This is a genomic window from Aquabacterium sp. (assembly GCF_048860245.1).
Classification (GTDB): Bacteria; Pseudomonadota; Gammaproteobacteria; order Burkholderiales; family Burkholderiaceae_C; genus Aquabacterium.
Genome location: NZ_JBLIZW010000090.1, coordinates 1 through 16558, shown reverse-complemented (window position 1 = coordinate 16558; position 16558 = coordinate 1). Strand labels below are relative to the sequence as shown.

20 protein-coding genes are annotated in these 16558 nt (G+C 63.1%); 2 read left to right on the top strand and 18 right to left on the bottom strand.

The window, feature by feature from the left end; genetic code table 11:
* Positions 1-67: 67 nt before the first annotated feature.
* From ACMV18_RS10430 to hypB, 11 genes are read right to left on the bottom strand one after another with little or no spacing between them, the layout of a single operon-like run.
* On the bottom strand, positions 68-409 hold the full coding sequence (locus ACMV18_RS10430) for a hydrogenase maturation nickel metallochaperone HypA (RefSeq protein WP_420817788.1): 342 nt from the start codon (positions 407-409) through the stop codon (positions 68-70).
* A complete protein-coding gene (locus ACMV18_RS10425; protein ID WP_420817787.1) occupies positions 402-926 on the bottom strand; it encodes a hydrogenase maturation protease in 525 nt (174 codons plus the stop codon). Before ACMV18_RS10425 ends, ACMV18_RS10430 begins: the two co-directional genes overlap by 8 nt.
* Entirely contained in the window at positions 923-2461 is a 1539-nt protein-coding gene (locus ACMV18_RS10420; RefSeq protein ID WP_420817786.1) for a Ni/Fe hydrogenase subunit alpha, read from the bottom strand. The genes ACMV18_RS10425 and ACMV18_RS10420 overlap by 4 nt, the downstream gene beginning before the upstream one ends.
* A 6-nt stretch (positions 2462-2467) precedes the next feature.
* Complete coding sequence (locus ACMV18_RS10415) at positions 2468-3013, bottom strand: NADP oxidoreductase (RefSeq protein WP_420817785.1); 546 nt, start codon at positions 3011-3013, stop codon at positions 2468-2470.
* The gene (locus ACMV18_RS10410) at positions 3013-3732 is read right to left on the bottom strand and encodes a 2Fe-2S iron-sulfur cluster-binding protein (RefSeq protein ID WP_420817784.1); all 720 of its coding nucleotides are present in this window, start codon (positions 3730-3732) and stop codon (positions 3013-3015) included. Before ACMV18_RS10410 ends, ACMV18_RS10415 begins: the two co-directional genes overlap by 1 nt.
* Positions 3729-5471, bottom strand: a complete 1743-nt coding sequence (locus tag ACMV18_RS10405) for an NAD(P)H-dependent oxidoreductase subunit E (RefSeq protein WP_420817783.1) — start codon at positions 5469-5471, stop codon at positions 3729-3731. The genes ACMV18_RS10410 and ACMV18_RS10405 overlap by 4 nt, the downstream gene beginning before the upstream one ends.
* 27 nt (positions 5472-5498) lie before the next feature.
* Positions 5499-6572 (bottom strand): hydrogenase expression/formation protein HypE, encoded by a 1074-nt coding sequence (gene hypE / locus ACMV18_RS10400; protein WP_420817782.1) that lies wholly within the window; start codon positions 6570-6572, stop codon positions 5499-5501.
* A complete protein-coding gene (hypD, locus tag ACMV18_RS10395; protein ID WP_420817781.1) occupies positions 6569-7696 on the bottom strand; it encodes a hydrogenase formation protein HypD in 1128 nt (375 codons plus the stop codon). The genes hypE and hypD overlap by 4 nt, the downstream gene beginning before the upstream one ends.
* The gene (locus ACMV18_RS10390; RefSeq protein ID WP_420817780.1) at positions 7693-7932 is read right to left on the bottom strand and encodes a HypC/HybG/HupF family hydrogenase formation chaperone; all 240 of its coding nucleotides are present in this window, start codon (positions 7930-7932) and stop codon (positions 7693-7695) included. The genes hypD and ACMV18_RS10390 overlap by 4 nt, the downstream gene beginning before the upstream one ends.
* Before the next feature lie 17 nt (positions 7933-7949).
* On the bottom strand, positions 7950-10376 hold the full coding sequence (hypF, locus tag ACMV18_RS10385; protein WP_420817779.1) for a carbamoyltransferase HypF: 2427 nt from the start codon (positions 10374-10376) through the stop codon (positions 7950-7952).
* On the bottom strand, positions 10346-11107 hold the full coding sequence (gene hypB, locus ACMV18_RS10380) for a hydrogenase nickel incorporation protein HypB (protein ID WP_420817778.1): 762 nt from the start codon (positions 11105-11107) through the stop codon (positions 10346-10348). Before hypB ends, hypF begins: the two co-directional genes overlap by 31 nt.
* A 111-nt stretch (positions 11108-11218) precedes the next feature.
* Between hypB and ACMV18_RS10375 the strand changes: the two genes are divergently transcribed.
* Together ACMV18_RS10375 and ACMV18_RS10370 are read left to right on the top strand one after the other, a co-directional pair.
* Complete coding sequence (locus ACMV18_RS10375) at positions 11219-11860, top strand: FABP family protein (RefSeq protein WP_420817777.1); 642 nt, start codon at positions 11219-11221, stop codon at positions 11858-11860.
* A gap of 119 nt (positions 11861-11979) precedes the next feature.
* Positions 11980-12603, top strand: a complete 624-nt coding sequence (locus tag ACMV18_RS10370) for a DUF642 domain-containing protein (protein ID WP_420817776.1) — start codon at positions 11980-11982, stop codon at positions 12601-12603.
* A 95-nt stretch (positions 12604-12698) separates the two neighbouring features.
* On the opposite strand, the gene ACMV18_RS10365 is transcribed toward ACMV18_RS10370, so the two are convergent.
* From ACMV18_RS10365 to ACMV18_RS10335, 7 genes are all read right to left on the bottom strand, one after another.
* Positions 12699-13235 (bottom strand): hypothetical protein, encoded by a 537-nt coding sequence (locus ACMV18_RS10365; RefSeq protein ID WP_420817775.1) that lies wholly within the window; start codon positions 13233-13235, stop codon positions 12699-12701.
* Positions 13236-13246: 11 nt separating this feature from the next.
* Positions 13247-13642 (bottom strand): tetratricopeptide repeat protein, encoded by a 396-nt coding sequence (locus tag ACMV18_RS10360; protein ID WP_420817774.1) that lies wholly within the window; start codon positions 13640-13642, stop codon positions 13247-13249.
* Between the two features lie 48 nt (positions 13643-13690).
* The gene (gene arfB, locus ACMV18_RS10355; protein WP_420817773.1) at positions 13691-14086 is read right to left on the bottom strand and encodes an alternative ribosome rescue aminoacyl-tRNA hydrolase ArfB; all 396 of its coding nucleotides are present in this window, start codon (positions 14084-14086) and stop codon (positions 13691-13693) included.
* A gap of 60 nt (positions 14087-14146) precedes the next feature.
* Positions 14147-14548, bottom strand: a complete 402-nt coding sequence (locus tag ACMV18_RS10350) for a VOC family protein (RefSeq protein ID WP_420817772.1) — start codon at positions 14546-14548, stop codon at positions 14147-14149.
* A gap of 92 nt (positions 14549-14640) precedes the next feature.
* Complete coding sequence (locus ACMV18_RS10345) at positions 14641-15207, bottom strand: DUF1569 domain-containing protein (RefSeq protein WP_420817771.1); 567 nt, start codon at positions 15205-15207, stop codon at positions 14641-14643.
* 442 nt (positions 15208-15649) lie between these two features.
* Positions 15650-16072, bottom strand: a complete 423-nt coding sequence (locus ACMV18_RS10340; protein ID WP_420817770.1) for a DinB family protein — start codon at positions 16070-16072, stop codon at positions 15650-15652.
* Between the two features lie 14 nt (positions 16073-16086).
* Positions 16087-16344, bottom strand: a complete 258-nt coding sequence (locus tag ACMV18_RS10335; protein ID WP_420817768.1) for an FMN-binding negative transcriptional regulator — start codon at positions 16342-16344, stop codon at positions 16087-16089.
* Positions 16345-16558 lie beyond the last annotated feature (214 nt).

Genomic DNA, 16558 nt, shown 5'->3' with positions numbered 1-16558 from the left:
CGCCGCGCCCTCTCAATGCTGAAAATTCTGGCAGCGATGGCGTAAAAAAGGCGTAAATGCCCGATCCCTAGCGCGGGATGCCCTCAATGCTGCGCAAGGTGAGTGATTCGCCGGCAAGCCATTGCTTGCGGGCTGAACCGCAGTGGGGGCAAGGCTCGATGCGGTCGGGGGGGCTGAAGTGCGCGCCGCAGGTCAGGCAGCGCGCCTGGGCTGCCACAGGGTGCAGACACAACTCGGCGCCATCGGCCAGGGTGCCGGGCAGTGCCGTGAGCAAGGCGGTGCGCAGGGCGCTGTCATCCACGCAACTCAGGGCACCGATGTCGATCTCGATGCGGGTGATGCGCGAAAGGCGATCGTGCTGACGCTCGAGCAGCGCCATCACCTCCATGGCCAAGGCGGCTTCATGCATGGTGTGGCGGGGCAATCCAGTGGAGGATCTCGGGCCAGGCCTGCGTCATGGCTTGTTGCATGGCGTCGGACAAGGGGGCACCCAGTTCAAAGTTCTCGCCGCGCAGAGACAGGAGCCAGGCACGGGGTGTGCGCTGCTTCAGGGTGTGGGCACACAGGTGCAGCAGCTGGCCGGGTGTGCACTGGTGGCTGCTGAGGGCGGGCCCTGATCGTGCCGCACGGATGCGGTGCCACTGCACCGGCTGGGACTGGCGGGCTGCGGCATCGATGAACAGGACGCGGTCGCGCCAGCGGAGGTCGTAGGCATGCTCGACCATGAGTTGCTGGTCGCTGACGATGGCGAGGTCCCAATGATGGTGGCAGCCCTCACCGTCCAACCAAGCACTCAGACGTTCAGCGAGCAGCGGACCCACGGCGTCGTCACCCCGGCTGGGATTGCCTACGGTCACGATGAGGGTGGTGCCCCAGTCGCAGGGTGCAACGTCATCGTCGGTGTCGATGAGGCCGAGTGCGCTCATGCTGCGGTGGGTGGCCAGTTGCTGGCCATGGTCTGTGCGTTCACATCGGGTCGCTCCAGCGTACCGTCTTCGTGCTTCAGCAGCACATCGGCCAGCGAACCATCGGCGGCCAGCACTTCAATGCGCAGTGGCATCTTGCCGACAGCATGCGTGGCGCACGACAGGCAAGGGTCGTAGGCCCGGATGGCCACTTCAATGTGGTTGAGCAAGCCTTCGGTGATCTCGCGGCCATCAAAGTACTGGGCGGCCACGCTGCGCACGGCTTCGTTCATGGCTGTGTTGTTGTGCGTGGTCGAGACGATGAGGTTGGCGTACTCGATCAGGTCATCGTCGCCCACACGGTAGTGGTGCAGCAAGGTGCCGCGCGGCGCCTCGATCACGCCGATGCCCTCGCGCAGAGGCGTGCCCGTGGCCATGAGGTCGGTGCCGCAGATGTCGGGGTCATCCAGCAGGCGCGCAATGCCTTCGGCGCAATGCAGCGTGTCGATCAGACGTGCCCAGTGCTGGGCCAGCGACGCCCCAAGGGGCTTGCCGCCACCCCATGCCATGAACTCTGCGCGAGCGGCTTCAGCCAGCGGCGTGTCGAAGTAGCTGGCGTTGTTGACCCGTGCCATGGGGCCGACGCGGTACCAGCCATGCTCCGGTCCCAGCGCCCGCAGGTGCGGAAACTTCATGTAGGTCCAGGGCTTGACCTCTTCGACGATGAGCTGCTGGTAGTCGTGCACATCAACCTGATCGACGATGAGTTGCCCCTGCGCATCTTTCACACGCAAGGCGCCGTCGTACAGATCGGCCGCTCCGTCTGGGCGAACCAGCGACATGAAGCCCGATGGAAAATTGGCAAAGCGCCCCTGCTCGGGTTGACCGGCCAGAAACAGGTCGCGCGCCAGGGTCAGGGCGCTGGCGCACCATTGCGTGATCTGGTCGATGTCGGCGCGCATGCGGTCGCGGTCTTCGCGCGACAAGGCCTTGTTGAAACCGCCGGGGACCGAGCCTGTGCCATGCACCCGTTTGCCGGTGAGGATCTGGATGACCTGCTGGCCGTACTTGCGGATGCGGATGCCTTGTAGCCCCAGCTCCCGCTCGTCTTGCAGAACGCCGACGATGTTGCGGTGCGCCACCGCATCGTCAAAGCCGAACAGCAGGTCGGGCGAGGCCAGATGAAAGAAGTGCAGCGCGTTGGATTGCAGCACCTGCGCAAAGTGCAGCAAGCGACGCAGCTTTTCAGCGGTGGGGGTGATGCGGCCGTTACCGATCACAAAGGCATCGCAGGCTTTGCTGGCCGCGAGCAGGTGGCTGACCGGGCAGATACCGCACAGGCGTTGCACCAGCGTGGGCACCTCCCAGTAGGGGCGGCCCTGAATGAAGCGCTCAAAGCCTCGGAACTCGACAATGTGCAGCCTCGCCTGCTGCACCTTGCGGTGTTCGTCGAGCAGCAGGGTCACCTTGCCGTGGCCTTCCACGCGGCTCACGGGCTCGATGACCACCCGGTTGAGACCAGCGGGGTCAGATGCGGTTTCGAGAGGATGGGACATGGCGGCTCAGTCGAAATGTCGGTCAGGGCGCGGGATCACGGCGTCACGCTGGGCCAGCGCGGCGAGGATGAGTTCGCGGAAGGCGGCCGCAGGCGGCGGGCAGCCTGCCAGCGTCACATCAATGGGGACCACTTCGTGCAGAGGCAGAACCTTTTGCAGCAAGGGTGGCAGCTCGGGGTCGCAGGGGACTTGCGGGTTGTGCAGGTCGGTGCCCAGATACGCCTCGGCCACCAGTTCCGCCACCGGGATACCATTGCGCAGCGCGGGCACCCCGCCATACATGGCGCAGGCGCCCACGGCGACCAAGGTGGTGCAGCGGGCGCGGAACTCGCGCAGCACCTCGACGTTTTCCTTGTTGCACAGACCGCCTTCAATGAGGCCGATGTCCACGCCCGCTTCGCTGACGTGCTTGATGTCGGTCAGCGGACTGCGGTCAAACTCGATGTGCTCAATCAGGTCGGCCAGCGCTTCGTCCACATCCAGAAAAGACATGTGGCAACCAAAGCAGCCCGCCAGCGAGCAGGTGGCAATGCGCAGCTTGCGGGGCGTCATCAGCTGTCCTCCGGGCGTTGGGCGATGTCGGCCGTGTCGTAGGGGCGTTGGCCAATGGGGATCACAAAGCCCTGGCGCTTGGGCATCAAGGCGCCCACGGGGCAGATGTGCACGGCGCGGTCAGTCACGGCCACATCGCTGTCTTTCAACTGACCGCTGGCGCTGTTGACCATCAGCGTGGTGTGCGGGCCGCGGCCGCCGATGGTGAAGACGTCCTTGCCATCCACCTCACGGCTGGCGCGCACGCACAGTTCGCACAAGATGCAGCGGCTGCGATCCAGCATGACATCGGGGTGCGAGGCATCGACCTCGTGGTGCGGGTAGGCATGCACATAGTGCGTGTCTTGCATCTCGAGGTGATAAGCCACAGCCTGCAGGTGGCAGTTGCCGCTTTTTTCGCAAAACGGGCAATGGTGGTTGCCTTCGACGAACAGCATCTGGGTCAGACGCTGGCGGTCGTGGTTGATGTCAGCCGCTTCCGATTCCACCACGAGGCCCGCGCTGGCCGGCATGGTGCAAGACGCGATCATGCGGCCATTGACGCGCACGCTGCACACCTTGCAACTGCCGATGGGGGCAAAGTCGTGGTGGTGGCACAGATGCGGGATGTACACGCCGGCGTCTTGCGCGGCCTGCATGATGGTCTGGCCGGGCAGAAACGGAATGGGGCGCCCATCCAGCAAGAAGGTGCTGACCGGGGTAGTGGGGGTGTCGCTCATGGGCGGACCTCCAGATGATGCATGTCCACGCAGGCAGCGTCCAGATCAAAGGCTTGTGCATCGGGCACGAGCTTGCGCGCGATGTGATCGGGGAAGTGGGCCAGCACGTCCAGCAGCGGGTGTGCGGCCGTTTGCCCCAGCCCGCAGTGGCTCAGGCGTTGCATGATCTGGCCGGTTTCGCGCAGCCGTGCCATGTCGGCAGGCCCCGCGTGGCCGGCCATGAGGCGGTCGGCGGTCTCGACCAGCTGCGTGCAACCCACGCGGCAGGGCGTGCAGAAGCCGCACGACTCGTTGGCAAAGAAATGGGTGTATTGGCGGGCCACGTCCACCATGTCCCGGCTTTGGTTGAACACGGTGAAGGCACCGCCGGTGGGCAGGTCTTCAAAGCTGATCTGGCGTTGCAACTGGCTGGCATCGATCAGCTTGCCCGACGGGCCGCCGACCAGCACGGCCTGCACATCCTCGGCGCCCGCATCTTGCAGGACGTCGGCGACGGTCACGCCCCATGGGATTTCGTACATGCCGGGCCGGGCCACGTCGCCTGCCACGCTGAGGATGCGGGTGCCGCGTGATTGCTCGGTGCCGTGGGCGGCAAACCATTGGCCGCCATGCACGGCAATTTGGGCCACCTGCACAAAGGTTTCCACGTTGTTGTTGACCGTGGGCAGACCCAGATAGCCCCGGTCGACCGGGAAGGGTGGACGGGTGCGGGGGATGCCGCGCTTGCCTTCCACCGATTCGATCAGGGCTGTTTCTTCGCCGCACACATAGGCGCCAGCCCCCAAGTGCAGCGCAATGTCAAACGCCTGGCCGCTGCCCGCCACATTGGGCCCCAGCCAGCCAGCCTCGTGACGCAAGGCGAGCACGTGTCGCAAATGGGGGGCGATGAATTCGTACTCACCCCGCACATACAAAAAGCCCTGCGTGGCACCCACGGTGAGCGCGGCAATGGTCATGCCCTCAAACACCTCGTGGGCCCATTGCATCAGCAGCATGCGGTCCTTGAAGGTGCCGGGCTCGCCCTCATCGGCGTTGCAGGTGATCGCGCGTGGGCCGGGGGCGTTGCGGCAAGCCTGCCACTTCATCCAGGTGGCAAAACCGGCGCCGCCGCGCCCGCGCAGGCCGGCAGCTTTCAATTCGCTGAGCATGCCCTCTGGCCCGCGTTCGCGCAGGGCATGCAGGCCGGTGCCGGGTGCAATGGGGTGGCTCAGGGTCAGGCTGTGGCGCCAGACCGGGTTGTGAACCGCAAAAAAGTCTGCCGGCCAGATGTCCAGTGGGGTCTCGCTCAGGATCAGGTCGGCGATTTCATCGACCCGACGCGGGGTCAGCAACACCAAGGGGCGCCCGTTGACCAGACCTGCGGGCCCTTGGTCACACAAGCCCGTGCACGAGGTGCGGTGCACCGACACCAAGCCGTCAGCCCGCGTCAGGCCTTCGGTCACCCCCAGGCGTTGGCACAAGCGGGTCAGCAAGGCTTCGTTGCCCAGCATGCGGTCGGTGACGCTGTCACTGAGGTACACCGTGTAGCGGCCGCGCGGCGTCAGGCTGAGGAAGTGATAGAAGCTGATCACGCTGCGCACGGCGGCGTAACTCAGCCCCCAACGCTGCACCAGCGTGTCGATGGCGGCGGCTGGCACATGCCCGTAGCGTGCCTGAACGGCGCGCAGCACCTGCAGCAGGTTCTGCGGGCTGGCTGGCCAGGTGGCCAAGATGTCGCTGAGATCCGGAGAGGGCGTCATGGGCGCTTCAAAAAGGTTCAGCCAAGGTCAGCAGATGCGTGGCAAAGGGTCACCCATCAGCCAGTCCAGCATACGGCATCCACCAAAGGCTGTCCGCATCTGGACGCCATGTTGCGCGTCTTGTGTGACGGTTCCAATACGGACCGCATCGCGGCCTTGTGGATGGGCGCGCATCACGGCCAGCAAAGCGTCGGCATCGTCTGCAGCGCACACGGCCAGCAGCTTGCCTTCGTTGGCCAGGTAGAGCGGGTCCAGCCCCAGCAGTTCGCAGCCGGCTTGCACGGCCGCTTGAATGGGCAGGGCCGATTCGTCGAGCATCATGCCCACGCCCGACGCCATCGCCACCTCATTGAGGCTGGTGGCCACGCCGCCCCGGGTCGGGTCGCGCAGGGTGCGCAGTTGGGCGCCGCTGGCCAGCATCGCTTGCACCAAGCCGTGCAAAGCCGCGGTGTCCGACAGGATGGGGGCCTCGAAGTGCAGGCCTTGCCGTTGGCTCATCACGGCCAGGCCGTGCTCGCCCACGCTGCCAGACAGCAGAACGGCATCGCCAGGGCGGGCCAGTCGGCCAGACAGGTGCACACCGGGGGCCACCCAGCCCACGCCTGCGGTGCTGATGTAGCAACCGTCGCCCTTGCCGCGTTCGACCACCTTGGTGTCGCCGGCCACCACGGTGACACCGGCCTCGCGTGCAGCCTGGCCGAGCGCGTTGGCAATCCGGACCAGATCTGCCAGGGGCAGACCTTCTTCCAGCACAAAGCTCACGGTCAGGTACAGCGGGGTGGCGCCCATCATGGCCAGGTCGTTGACCGTGCCGTGCACGGCCAGTTGCCCGATGTTGCCACCCGGAAAGAACAAGGGTGACACCACATGCCCATCGGTCGACATGACCAACCGGTGTCCTGCAGGCAGATGGGCGGTGCTGGGCAGCACCACACCGTCGTCACCGGTGTCGATCGGGTGCGCGTCGGGTGACGCAAAGGCTGGCGCAAAGACTTCGGCAATCAGTTGATGCGTGGCGCGGCCGCCGGCACCGTGGGTGAGGTCGATGCGGCCATGGTGTTTGTCCAGCGGGCGCAGATAGTGGGGTTTGGCGGAACTCATGGCGCGGGAGCGGGCGAGGGGACGCGGTGGCGCCCGTAGGCGTAGTGTGCGGCGCAGGCCCCCTCTGAGCTGACCATGCAGGCCCCCATGGGGCTGTCGGGGGTACAAACGCTGCCAAACAGCTTGCAGTCGGCGGGCTGGCGCTGGCCGCGCAAGATGGGTCCGCACAGGCATTGTGGATGGTCGGGCACCATGGCAGCGGGCAGACTGAAGCGACGCTCGGCGTCCAGGTCGGCCCATTCAGGCCGCAGGCACAGGGCGCTGTGCGGCAACTCACCCAGTCCCCGCCAGGCAAAGCGGTCGCGCACTGTGAACACCTGCGCCACCAGGGCCTGAGCCTTGAGGTTGCCCTGGGCTTGCACCGCGCGGGCAAACTCATTTTCGACCTCGGCGCGGCCCTCGTTGACCTGCCGGATCAACATCAGAATCGCCTGCATGATGTCCAGCGGCTCGAAGCCCGCCACCACCACAGGCAGGCCATGCTCGCGCGCAAAGACCTCGTAAGGCCGGGTGCCGATGATGGTGGACACGTGGGCTGGCCCCACCAGTCCGTCCAGCGCCACGGGTTCAGGTTGAGCCAGGATGGCGTGCATCGCGGCGGGCGTGAGCACGTGGTTGCACAACACGCTGAAGTTGCGTAAGCCTTCGGCTCGGGCCGTCATCAGGGCCACGGCGGTGGGCGGGGTGGTGGTTTCAAAGCCGATGGCCAGAAACACCACCTCGCGGTCGGGGTGCATGCGGGCCAGTTGCAAGGCATCGTCCACGGCATAGACGATGCGTACATCTGCCCCTTGCGCGCGCGCTTTGAGCAGGCTGAGTTGATGCGAACCAGGCACGCGCAAGGTGTCGCCATAGCTGGCCAGGATCACCGATGGCAGCTTGGCCGCCGCAATGGCCTGGTCAATGCGCCCCACCGGCAAGACGCACACCGGGCAGCCAGGGCCGTGAATCATGTGCACGGCAGGCGGCAACAAGTCCAGCACCCCATAGCGCGCCAGCGCATGCGTGTGGCCGCCGCAGAACTCCATGAAACGATAGGTGCGACCCGGCTGGCACGCTTGCGCAATGGCCTCGGCGAGCCGACGGGCCAGCACCGGGTCCCGGAAGTCGGTCACGTACTTCATGGTGTGTCGGCCTGTGCGTGATGGGCCTGCAGTTGGGCAAAGGTGGCGAGCGTCTGCTCGGCCTCGTCGGGGTCCAGTCGAGACAGGGCATAGCCCACATGAACGATGACATAGTCCCCCACTTTCACCTCATCCAGCAAGGCGAAGGACACCTGCTTGCGCAGTCCGCCCAAGCTGACCACCCCGTCACCGGAAGGGCTCACATCAACAACAAGGGCGGGTAGGGCAAGACACATGACAAGGTGTGACGTGGTTAGAGCAGGGTGTGGTGCGCCACCCAGGCTTGGCCCAGGCTGATGCCGCCATCCCCACAAGGATAGTGCGCGGCACGCCAGACTTCGAGCCCTTGTGCATGCAGGTGCTGCGTCAGCGCATCATCCAGCAGACGATTGGCCATGCAGCCACCGCTGAGCACCACGATGCCCAGTGACTGGGTTCGCGCATGGGCACCGGCCCAATGTGCCAGGTCTCGTGCCAGCGTGGCGTGGAAGCGGGCGGCAGCGTGTGCAGGGCCGGCTTGTGTGGCGTGGGCCAGCAGGTCGTGCATCAGCGGATGCCAGTCCAGCGTGGCAGGCGGTGGGGCGTCCAGCCGTGTGCCGGGTGCGGCGGGGAGGGGCGGCAGGTGAGGCCATGCGGTGCTGGCCAGACTTTCCAGCCGCATGGCGGCGTCGGCCTCGTGATCCTGGACGTCCAGCAGGCCGAGCAGGGCTGCGGCGGCATCGAACAGCCGCCCCATGCTGGTGGTGGCGGGCTGTGGGGCGGTTTGCAGCCATGACTGAAGCATCGCCGCATGGGGTTGGTGCGGCCAGCGGGCGGTGATCTCGCCACCGCGGTCCAGTTGATGCAGCACAGCGGCGGCCACACGCCAGGGCTCGCGGGCGGCCCGGTCGCCGCCGGGCAACAGCAAGGGGTGCAGATGGCCCAGCCGTTCGCACTGCGCGCCGTGCACACGCAACAACTCGCCGCCCCAAGCCTGCCCGTCGGGCCCCAGCCCATGGCCGTCGAGTGCCAGCCCCAGGACCGGCTCGTGGCTGCGCGCATCGGCCGCATGCTCGGCCAGCACCGCGGCCACATGGGCGTGATGGTGGGCCACGGGGATCACCGGCAAAGGCTGGGTCGTGGTTGCAGGTGTGTGGCGCATGTCATGACCCAGTTCATGGGCCAGTTGCCCTGCCAGCCGGGTGCTGAAGAAGTCCGGGTGCAGGTCGCAAGCCAGTGCCTCGGGCTCGGTGTGCCGTTGCACCAACCAGTTCTGCACCAATTCGCTCAAGGCTGAACGGGTGCCCGCGCCATGCAGGTTGCCGATGTGGGGTGACACCAACGCATCCACAGCATCATGTTCATCCGCCTGAGTGAGGCAGAGCGTGGCTTTGAGTTCGGCGCCCAGGGCCAGTACGCTGCGAGGTGCACCTGCCTTGGCCGGACCCAGGGGCGTGGGCAACGGTGCCCAGCCACGCCCACGTCGCAACCAGCAGGCGCTGCCGTCGGGGCGCACGCGCATCACCGAATCGTCGTTGCGGGTCAGGATGGGGCGGTCATGCATCAACAAGGCGTCGGCCATGGGGGCCAGTTGCTGCCACGCTTCGTCATCGCTGATCACCAGGGGCTCACCCGCCGCATTGCCGCTGGTCATCACCAGGGTCAGCGGGTGGGCTTGATCCAGCCATGCAGTGTCCTCGGGGCGCCCGGCTGCCTCGTGAAATAGCAGGTGGTGCAGCGGGGTGTACGGCAGCATCACGCCCAGCCAGGCCAGATGGGGGGCGACGCCGGGTAGATGCTGCTTCGCGGCATCGTTTTGCGGCACCAGCACAATGGGCCGTTCGGCCGAGGTCAGCCATCGCACATCGTCGCCAGACAGGTGTGCCCATTGCTGTGCAGACGCGGGGTTGGCCACCATCACCGCCAAGGGTTGGGTGCGACGCCGTTTCAAGGCCCGCAGGCGAGCCACTGCATCGCTCTGGCGGGCATCGCAACACAGATGGAACCCACCCACGCCTTTGACGGCCACGATCTGCCCTGACAGCAAGCGCGCCAAGGTGTGGGCGATCACGTCTCCGGCTTGAGGCGTGCCCTGGCGGTCCCAAAGCTGCAACTGTGGTCCGCACTGAGGACAGCACTGCGTCTGGTCGTGATACCGGCGGTCGGTTGGCGTGCTGTATTCGCTCTGGCATGCCGGGCAGAGGCCGAAGCCCGCCATGCTCGTATGGGCCCGGTCAAAGGGCAGGGTGCGCGTCAGCGTGTAGCGCGGGCCGCATTGGGGGCAGTGGATGAAGGGGTGACGCCAACGGCGGCTCGCGGGGTTGCACAACTCCGCCAAGCACGACGGGCACACGCCCAGATCCGGCCCCCACAAAGCTTGTGGACGCCGTGCGGTCGTGTCCGTCACGCTGGGGCGAATCTCGAAGGGCGTGCCAGCCTGCGGCAGGTCCTTGTCCGGCCCCAGCTCGGCGTCATCCATGTGCGTGACCCGTGCAGGCGGCGGCATCTCCCACAGGGCTCCCACCAAGTCATCAACCTGTTGCGCCGGGCCGATCAGGCTCACGCGTACCCCGTCTGGCGTGTTCTGAACCCAACCGCTCAGGCCGCGTCGCGTGGCCTCGCGCCAGATCCAGGGGCGGCATCCCACCCCCTGCACCTGACCTCGCAGCGTCAGCTCGCGGCGCACTGTTGTCGAAGCCACGCCATCCAGTCCTCGAAGCCCGCGCCCGTCGTGGCCGACACCTGCAACACCGGCGCATCCGGGTTGACCTGCCGGATGAAGCCCATGGCCTTGTCGACGTCAAAGCCCAGATAGGGCAGCAGGTCGCATTTGTTCAGCAAGATCAGGCCCGCCGCCTGGAACATGTCCGGGTATTTCAAGGGCTTGTCTTCGCCCTCGGTCACCGAAAACACCAGCACCTTGGCGCGCTCGCCCAGATCAAACCCCGCCGGGCACACCAGGTTGCCCACGTTTTCAATCATCAAGACCCCGTGGGGCAGGGCGGGCAGTTCATGCAGCGCATCGTGCACTTGTCGTGCATCCAGGTGGCACCCCTTGCCCGTGTTGATTTGCACCGCCGGGATGCCCGTGGCCCGAATGCGTTCGGCATCAAAGCTGGTCTGCTGGTCGCCCTCAATCACCGCCACCGGCACCTGGGCAGCTTGGAGTCGCGTCACGGTCTCGACCAGCAAGGTGGTTTTGCCCGAGCCGGGGCTCGACACCAGATTCAGCACCAGCGTGTGCTCGCCGGCCAGATGTTCACGCACATGATCGGCCATGTGCTGGTTGCCAGCCAGAATGTCTTGCTCCAGCTGAAGCACGCGGGTGTGCAGCCCCTCACCGTGGTGAGCATGACCGTGTTCGTGGCCATGCGGTACGTGGTGCGCATGATCGTGCGTGTGGTGGGACTCGCAGCCGCAAACGGTACACATGAAAACGTCCTGAATTTGTGAAGCAATCGCAAGACAGTATCTCAGCTTGATGACGGTTTGACGCTAGGATTTCAGCTTGTCTTTCCCCGATGGCCCGACGCCAGTGCATCCATGAGCAACTTTCCCTCAGACATCTACACCGAGCCCAAAGACCAGGATGTCGACACGCTGAAAAACCTGGGACCCTTGGCCTCAATGGCCGGCGTGTGGGAAGGTGTTCGTGGCCTGGACGTCAAACCCAAGGTGGATGGTGCCCGTAAGCAGGCCTATGTTGAGCGCATGGAGTTGCAGCCCATCGACCCGGTGACCAACGGTCCGCAACTGCTCTACGGGCTGCGCTACCGCACCCATGTGACCAAGCCTGAGCAGGTCAAAACCTATCACGAGCAGGTGGGCTACTGGCTGTGGGAGCCCGCCACTGGCACGGTGGTGCACACCCTCACCATTCCCCGCGGGCAGGCTGTGGTGGCCACGGGCAAAGCTGCCCCCGACGCCAAATCGTTCAAGTTGGAAGCACGTCGCGGTAGCACCGAAAACGGCATCTCGTCCCTGCCTTTCCTGGAATACGCCTTCAAGACGGTCGAGTTCCACATCGAGGTGACGATCCATGACGACGGCACCTGGTCCTACGACGAAGACACCGTGCTGGACATCAAAGGCCAGACCGAACTGTTTCATCACCGGGACGGCAACACCTTGACCAAGGTCGCAGAGCCCACACCCAATCCGCTGGCGCTGGCAAAACGGGTCTGATTTTCGCAAGGCGGAAAAATACCCCTTTGCTGCACTCGCCCACCCGCGTGAGGGGTAACAAAGTGTGTGCAGGGTTACTATCATTCCACCCAATCATCTCAAATCAAAAGGGCGGGATCATGTTTAAACAAACTTTGCTTCTAGCAGCGGTGTTGGCGGCGGTGCCTGCAGCGCATGCTGCCAGCTCGGAGTTAGTGACGAACGGATCCTTTGAGTCCACTGCTTTGGCCAATGGAAGCTGGGCGTTGGTAAATGGCCTGAGCGGTTGGACCATCACTGGTGGTGATGGGCTGTTGGAGCTGCGCAACAATGTGGCAGGATCGGCTCAAAGCGGGGTGGTGTATGCGGAGCTGGACGGCAACCACAATGTGACCATCAGCCAATCTTTGGCCACTAAAGTGGGCCAGGCCTATACGCTCAGCTTTTGGTATTCCAGTCGCATTAACGTGGCCATTGACAGCCTCGGTCTGCAATGGACGGTTGGTAACGTGACGGGTAGTGTGGATACGACGGGGCCGTTCAACGGAACCAGTAACAACGTCTGGCAGAATTTCACCACCACGTTCATCGCTCAGAGCGCGCTGACCAACCTCAGTTTTGCAGCCCTGGGTAAAGACGATACGTTGGGCACTTCACTGGACAACGTCAGCGTAAAGTCGGCCATTCCTGAGCCGGCAACGTTGGCTTTGCTGGCTGGTGGTTTGGCCGCGATTGGTGTCGCTAAGCGTCGCCGGAACATCTGAATTCGTACAGTTGTCACTGTCGGCATTGCATTGCCCTAGTCGGCCTAGTCTGCGCACCGGACTGACAACTTCCTTGGTCGGTTTTTCGCGGGTACTCAGCTCAGCATGGCCACCAATGCCTTGGGAATGGCCAGGCTGACGCCAACGCCATAGATCAGATCCAACCAAACGATCGATCCCACCGACAGCACAAAAATCAGCCCGACGATGGGCGCGACCAAGACCTTGGCCAGCCAAGACGCGTTGTTGCCTGAAACCGCTTGCCACATGGACTTGGCGTCTCCCGTGCTGGGAATGGCGTGCATGGCGATGGACACGCCCAACCAGATCAACACGCCATCCAGCACGGACGATGCGCCGTTGAATTCAAACACGCGCAAGGCCGAGGGCAAAGACAACATGGCCCCCAGCAGCGAGTTGATGAAAAACGGACCGGCACTGATCAACACACTGTGCCCCCATTTGCTGGGCTTGGCATGCACCACATACCCGGCCGGGTTGCCGAACCGGAAGTAGCACACCTCGTAAACCGGGATCTTGAACCAGCGGCAAAACAGTTGGTGCGCCAACTCGTGGACCACCACACCAGGAAAGGTCAAGGCAGAAATGACCGGGCCGGGAAGAAAGAACATGGCGGCTCCAATTACTTGCTGTCGAGGTTCAATTTCTTGGCCATGTCTGCCACAGCCGCCTCAATCTTGTTGACCTCGTCTTTGCTCATGGTCTTGCCGACCAACTGGTCAAATGTCTGCAGGGCAGCCGGATATTGGCCCGATTGGTAATACGCGAAGCCCAGCTTGCGCGTGAACGACAACTCTTCGGGGTACTTGGCATGCAGCCCCGCATACAGGGTAATGGCCTGAGCGAAGTCTGCACGATCAAATGCGGTTTGGGCCCGACTCTTGTCGACGGCATCGGTCAACGACGTTTGAAACCCCGGCAGCTGCAACACAAACAGCACGCCACCCACGGCCACCATGGCCTTGACCCAGAGGGGCACCCGCAAGACCTCTTGGGCACCTTGTTCAATTTCAGACATTGCTGGCTCACTCCACCAATCGGGATGCATCAGGCAGGCACGTCATCATCATGACATCACTTTGCCGCGGCTTGACTTGATGCTGGAGCGTAAGGATTTGCCTTCAAGACGTCTTTGCTTGGACGCAAAAGTTGGCTTCGTGGGGCGCCGAGGCGGATGCGTGAACGTGGCCTCTGCAATCAGCGCCTCCAGCCTTTGCAAGGCTTCTGCCTTGTTCTGATCACGGCTTCGCGAGGACTGCGCTTTGATCACCACCACGCCATCTCTGGTGATGCGCTGATCTTGCAATTGCAGCAAGCGCTCTTTCACAGCCTGTGGCAACGAAGAACGCTGGATGTCGAAGCGCAGATGCACGGCGCTGGACACCTTGTTGACGTTCTGTCCGCCGGGGCCTTGTGAGCGCACGGCACTGAACTCAACCTCACGAATGATTTTGGAGAGCATGAATCAGTAATGCGGTGCGGGGTCTGCGACCATGGTCGGTTTGAGGTCAACAAGAGGAGATCAGGCGCTGGACTTGACACGATAAAGCGCGCAAAGCTTGTTGCCATCAGGGTCTCTGACATAGGCCAGGTACATCGCGCCAAGGATGCCTTGGCGCAGACCGGGGGGCTCCTCGATGGACGTGCCGCCATTGGCCACGGCCGTGTCGTGAAACGCCTGGACCTGTTCTGGCGACGTGCACTTGAACCCGATGGTGCCGCCATTGGCAAAGGTTGCAGGCTCGTCGTTGATGGGCTCGACGACAGAGAATGTGTTGCCGTCATGGCGGTAAAACAACCGTGTGTGGCCGGTTGCATTCTGGTTGCTCACGGCCGCCGGTACGCCCAGTACTGACAGGACTGCATCGTAGAACCGCTTGGAGCGATCGATGTCGTTGGAGCCAACCATGATGTGACTGAACATGTCTCTACCTCACTTTAAAAATGGACTGATTGCACCGCTGATCCCGAATCACCATCCAAGGTGCCGCCGGGAGGACTCACGGTGCACGACACTCATGTTGCTGGCCCAAACTGCGAAAGGTGGTTTGCCAGATGCATGGCGTGGGCCAGTTCGTACTGCTTCTTGTCGAGCACCCCGTATGCAAAGTGCGGCTGCAGTGCCTCTGACCACGCCTGAAAGCGAGTGATGGACGCACGCAAGCGTGCCAACGCGACAGCGGGATCGGCTTTGACAGCGATCGGTGGTGCGCCAGGAATGGGCTCTGCGCGATCGTGCGTCATGCGTCCCCGCCAGGCAAACACCTCCAGCGCGGCGGCGCCGACGGTTGCTTGGAAGAGCTTGGATTTCGGCTGCGGAAACCCGCTCATGGAGTACTCAATGCTTTGCGCGCAATGCTCAAGAGTCTGTGCCCATGTCCAGACGGCAGCCGAGTTCAAGGTCGTGGCTTGAGCCAAACGGGCGATTTCTTCTTCTGCCTCAGCCAGGGATGCGAACGACAGCGATCTGTCATGCGTCGTGCCTTCTTGACAACCAGCAAGGCCTCCCAAGGCCAGGGACGAGGGGAGCGCAATCGTTGAAATCAAGATCACGCGTCGGCGACTGTCGATGTTGGTGTGCATGGAGTGTCTTGGGTCAATGATGAGGCCACAGCCTACCGGACTTTACCTGCTGCAAACCTGACTGGGTACTCGGCTTTCAATCAGCGTAACTTCTTGATTTGCCAGGTCGATTAATACCTGCGCGTGAAATGGCGCTTGAATCAGAACGCTGTTGTTGTTATCAGATGAGGCGCACAGTTGTATCCGATTGGGCTCGCCATCTGGTCCATAGAGAACCCGGAATACGCGCGTGCTTTGATGGGGGTGCCATTCAACTCTCTGGTGAAAGTAGGTGCGTGACACAGCATTCTCAGTTGGCTCGGGCACAAGACCCAGCGTGTCCGCGAGAAGGGTATGCAGTGCTTGCCTGTTCATTGCCGCAACTTGGTGATGGTCTGCTTCGTCGCCTGTTTGACAGCCCAGTTTGGCCGCAGGATGTCGTCACGGCGATGGCGTGGTCGGGTCATCCCAGATTTGGAATGAGTTTCCTACCTTTGACACCCTTGGTGGAGGTGTATTCAAAGGACGTATCCAAGTCTTGTGGCGTCAGCTCCTTGCACAAACTGACCATTGCTTCATCAACGGAGGCACGCAGCCGGGTTAGGCCGGCGAAGTCGCTGCAAAGTGGTTGATCAAGCGACGTGGGGGTTGGCACTTCGTGCAAAGGCAGCAGCGATGCCAGGTGTGGAAACTGACTTGCGATGCGTTGGAGCCAGAGTATGTCGCCAACCGCGATGTGATTGAGTGTTCCAAGAATGGACCCGAAAAATGCACCTCGGTTTTGAGTCAACTGCTCGTCGGACAGAACGGCTGCTGCGTTGTACAGCTTCCGATTCATCCATTGGTTGTAGGACGCCAGATGAGAAAAGTAAGAATTACAAGGCATGGGCAGTGTTGGTGCTAGCTATCACCATAAGCCTTCACAAGTGAGGCCATTTGGTTTTGACAATCAGAGCCTTGGCGTTGAAGCCCGGCAATGACGGACTGCTGGTTTGCCGCGGGCTGATTTTGACTGACCCTCCATTTGCCTTGAATGCGATGGATCGTGAGTTCAATGCCGACGATGCTGTGCAGCAGTCGTTCTGTGAAGTCGCTCGGCGCATCGCTGACGCGCCACGGGTGAGCTTGCTCTGACTCGTGCCCAGTTTGGCGCTTCATGGGCTATAGCTGCAACTGTTTGGAGCTCCTTCGCTTTCCTCGCAAGGGGTCACGCCGTCAACAAGTGACCAGTTTGAAGCGCCCCGGGTTTCGCGGAGGCTCCAACACTGGAGAATGGAGCCATGAAGAAGTCCCCGAAGTTTTCCCCTGAGGTTCGTGAGCGAGCGGTGCGCATGGTGCAAGAGCACCGGGCTGAGTACCCGTCGCAATGGGC

Bases quoted from the DNA above. Each gene is read 5' to 3' on its own strand.
- ACMV18_RS10430 (WP_420817788.1), bottom strand. From the start codon at position 409: ATGCATGAAGCCGCCTTGGCCATGGAGGTGATGGCGCTGCTCGAGCGT.
- ACMV18_RS10425 (WP_420817787.1), bottom strand. From the start codon at position 926: ATGAGCGCACTCGGCCTCATCGACACCGACGATGACGTTGCACCCTGC.
- ACMV18_RS10420 (WP_420817786.1), bottom strand. From the start codon at position 2,461: ATGTCCCATCCTCTCGAAACCGCATCTGACCCCGCTGGTCTCAACCGG.
- ACMV18_RS10415 (WP_420817785.1), bottom strand. From the start codon at position 3,013: ATGACGCCCCGCAAGCTGCGCATTGCCACCTGCTCGCTGGCGGGCTGC.
- ACMV18_RS10410 (WP_420817784.1), bottom strand. From the start codon at position 3,732: ATGAGCGACACCCCCACTACCCCGGTCAGCACCTTCTTGCTGGATGGG.
- ACMV18_RS10405 (WP_420817783.1), bottom strand. From the start codon at position 5,471: ATGACGCCCTCTCCGGATCTCAGCGACATCTTGGCCACCTGGCCAGCC.
- hypE (WP_420817782.1), bottom strand. From the start codon at position 6,572: ATGAGTTCCGCCAAACCCCACTATCTGCGCCCGCTGGACAAACACCAT.
- hypD (WP_420817781.1), bottom strand. From the start codon at position 7,696: ATGAAGTACGTGACCGACTTCCGGGACCCGGTGCTGGCCCGTCGGCTC.
- ACMV18_RS10390 (WP_420817780.1), bottom strand. From the start codon at position 7,932: ATGTGTCTTGCCCTACCCGCCCTTGTTGTTGATGTGAGCCCTTCCGGT.
- hypB (WP_420817778.1), bottom strand. From the start codon at position 11,107: ATGTGTACCGTTTGCGGCTGCGAGTCCCACCACACGCACGATCATGCG.
- ACMV18_RS10375 (WP_420817777.1), top strand. From the start codon at position 11,219: ATGAGCAACTTTCCCTCAGACATCTACACCGAGCCCAAAGACCAGGAT.
- ACMV18_RS10370 (WP_420817776.1), top strand. From the start codon at position 11,980: ATGTTTAAACAAACTTTGCTTCTAGCAGCGGTGTTGGCGGCGGTGCCT.
- ACMV18_RS10365 (WP_420817775.1), bottom strand. From the start codon at position 13,235: ATGTTCTTTCTTCCCGGCCCGGTCATTTCTGCCTTGACCTTTCCTGGT.
- ACMV18_RS10360 (WP_420817774.1), bottom strand. From the start codon at position 13,642: ATGTCTGAAATTGAACAAGGTGCCCAAGAGGTCTTGCGGGTGCCCCTC.
- arfB (WP_420817773.1), bottom strand. From the start codon at position 14,086: ATGCTCTCCAAAATCATTCGTGAGGTTGAGTTCAGTGCCGTGCGCTCA.
- ACMV18_RS10350 (WP_420817772.1), bottom strand. From the start codon at position 14,548: ATGTTCAGTCACATCATGGTTGGCTCCAACGACATCGATCGCTCCAAG.
- ACMV18_RS10345 (WP_420817771.1), bottom strand. From the start codon at position 15,207: ATGCACACCAACATCGACAGTCGCCGACGCGTGATCTTGATTTCAACG.
- ACMV18_RS10340 (WP_420817770.1), bottom strand. From the start codon at position 16,072: ATGCCTTGTAATTCTTACTTTTCTCATCTGGCGTCCTACAACCAATGG.
- ACMV18_RS10335 (WP_420817768.1), bottom strand. From the start codon at position 16,344: ATGAAGCGCCAAACTGGGCACGAGTCAGAGCAAGCTCACCCGTGGCGC.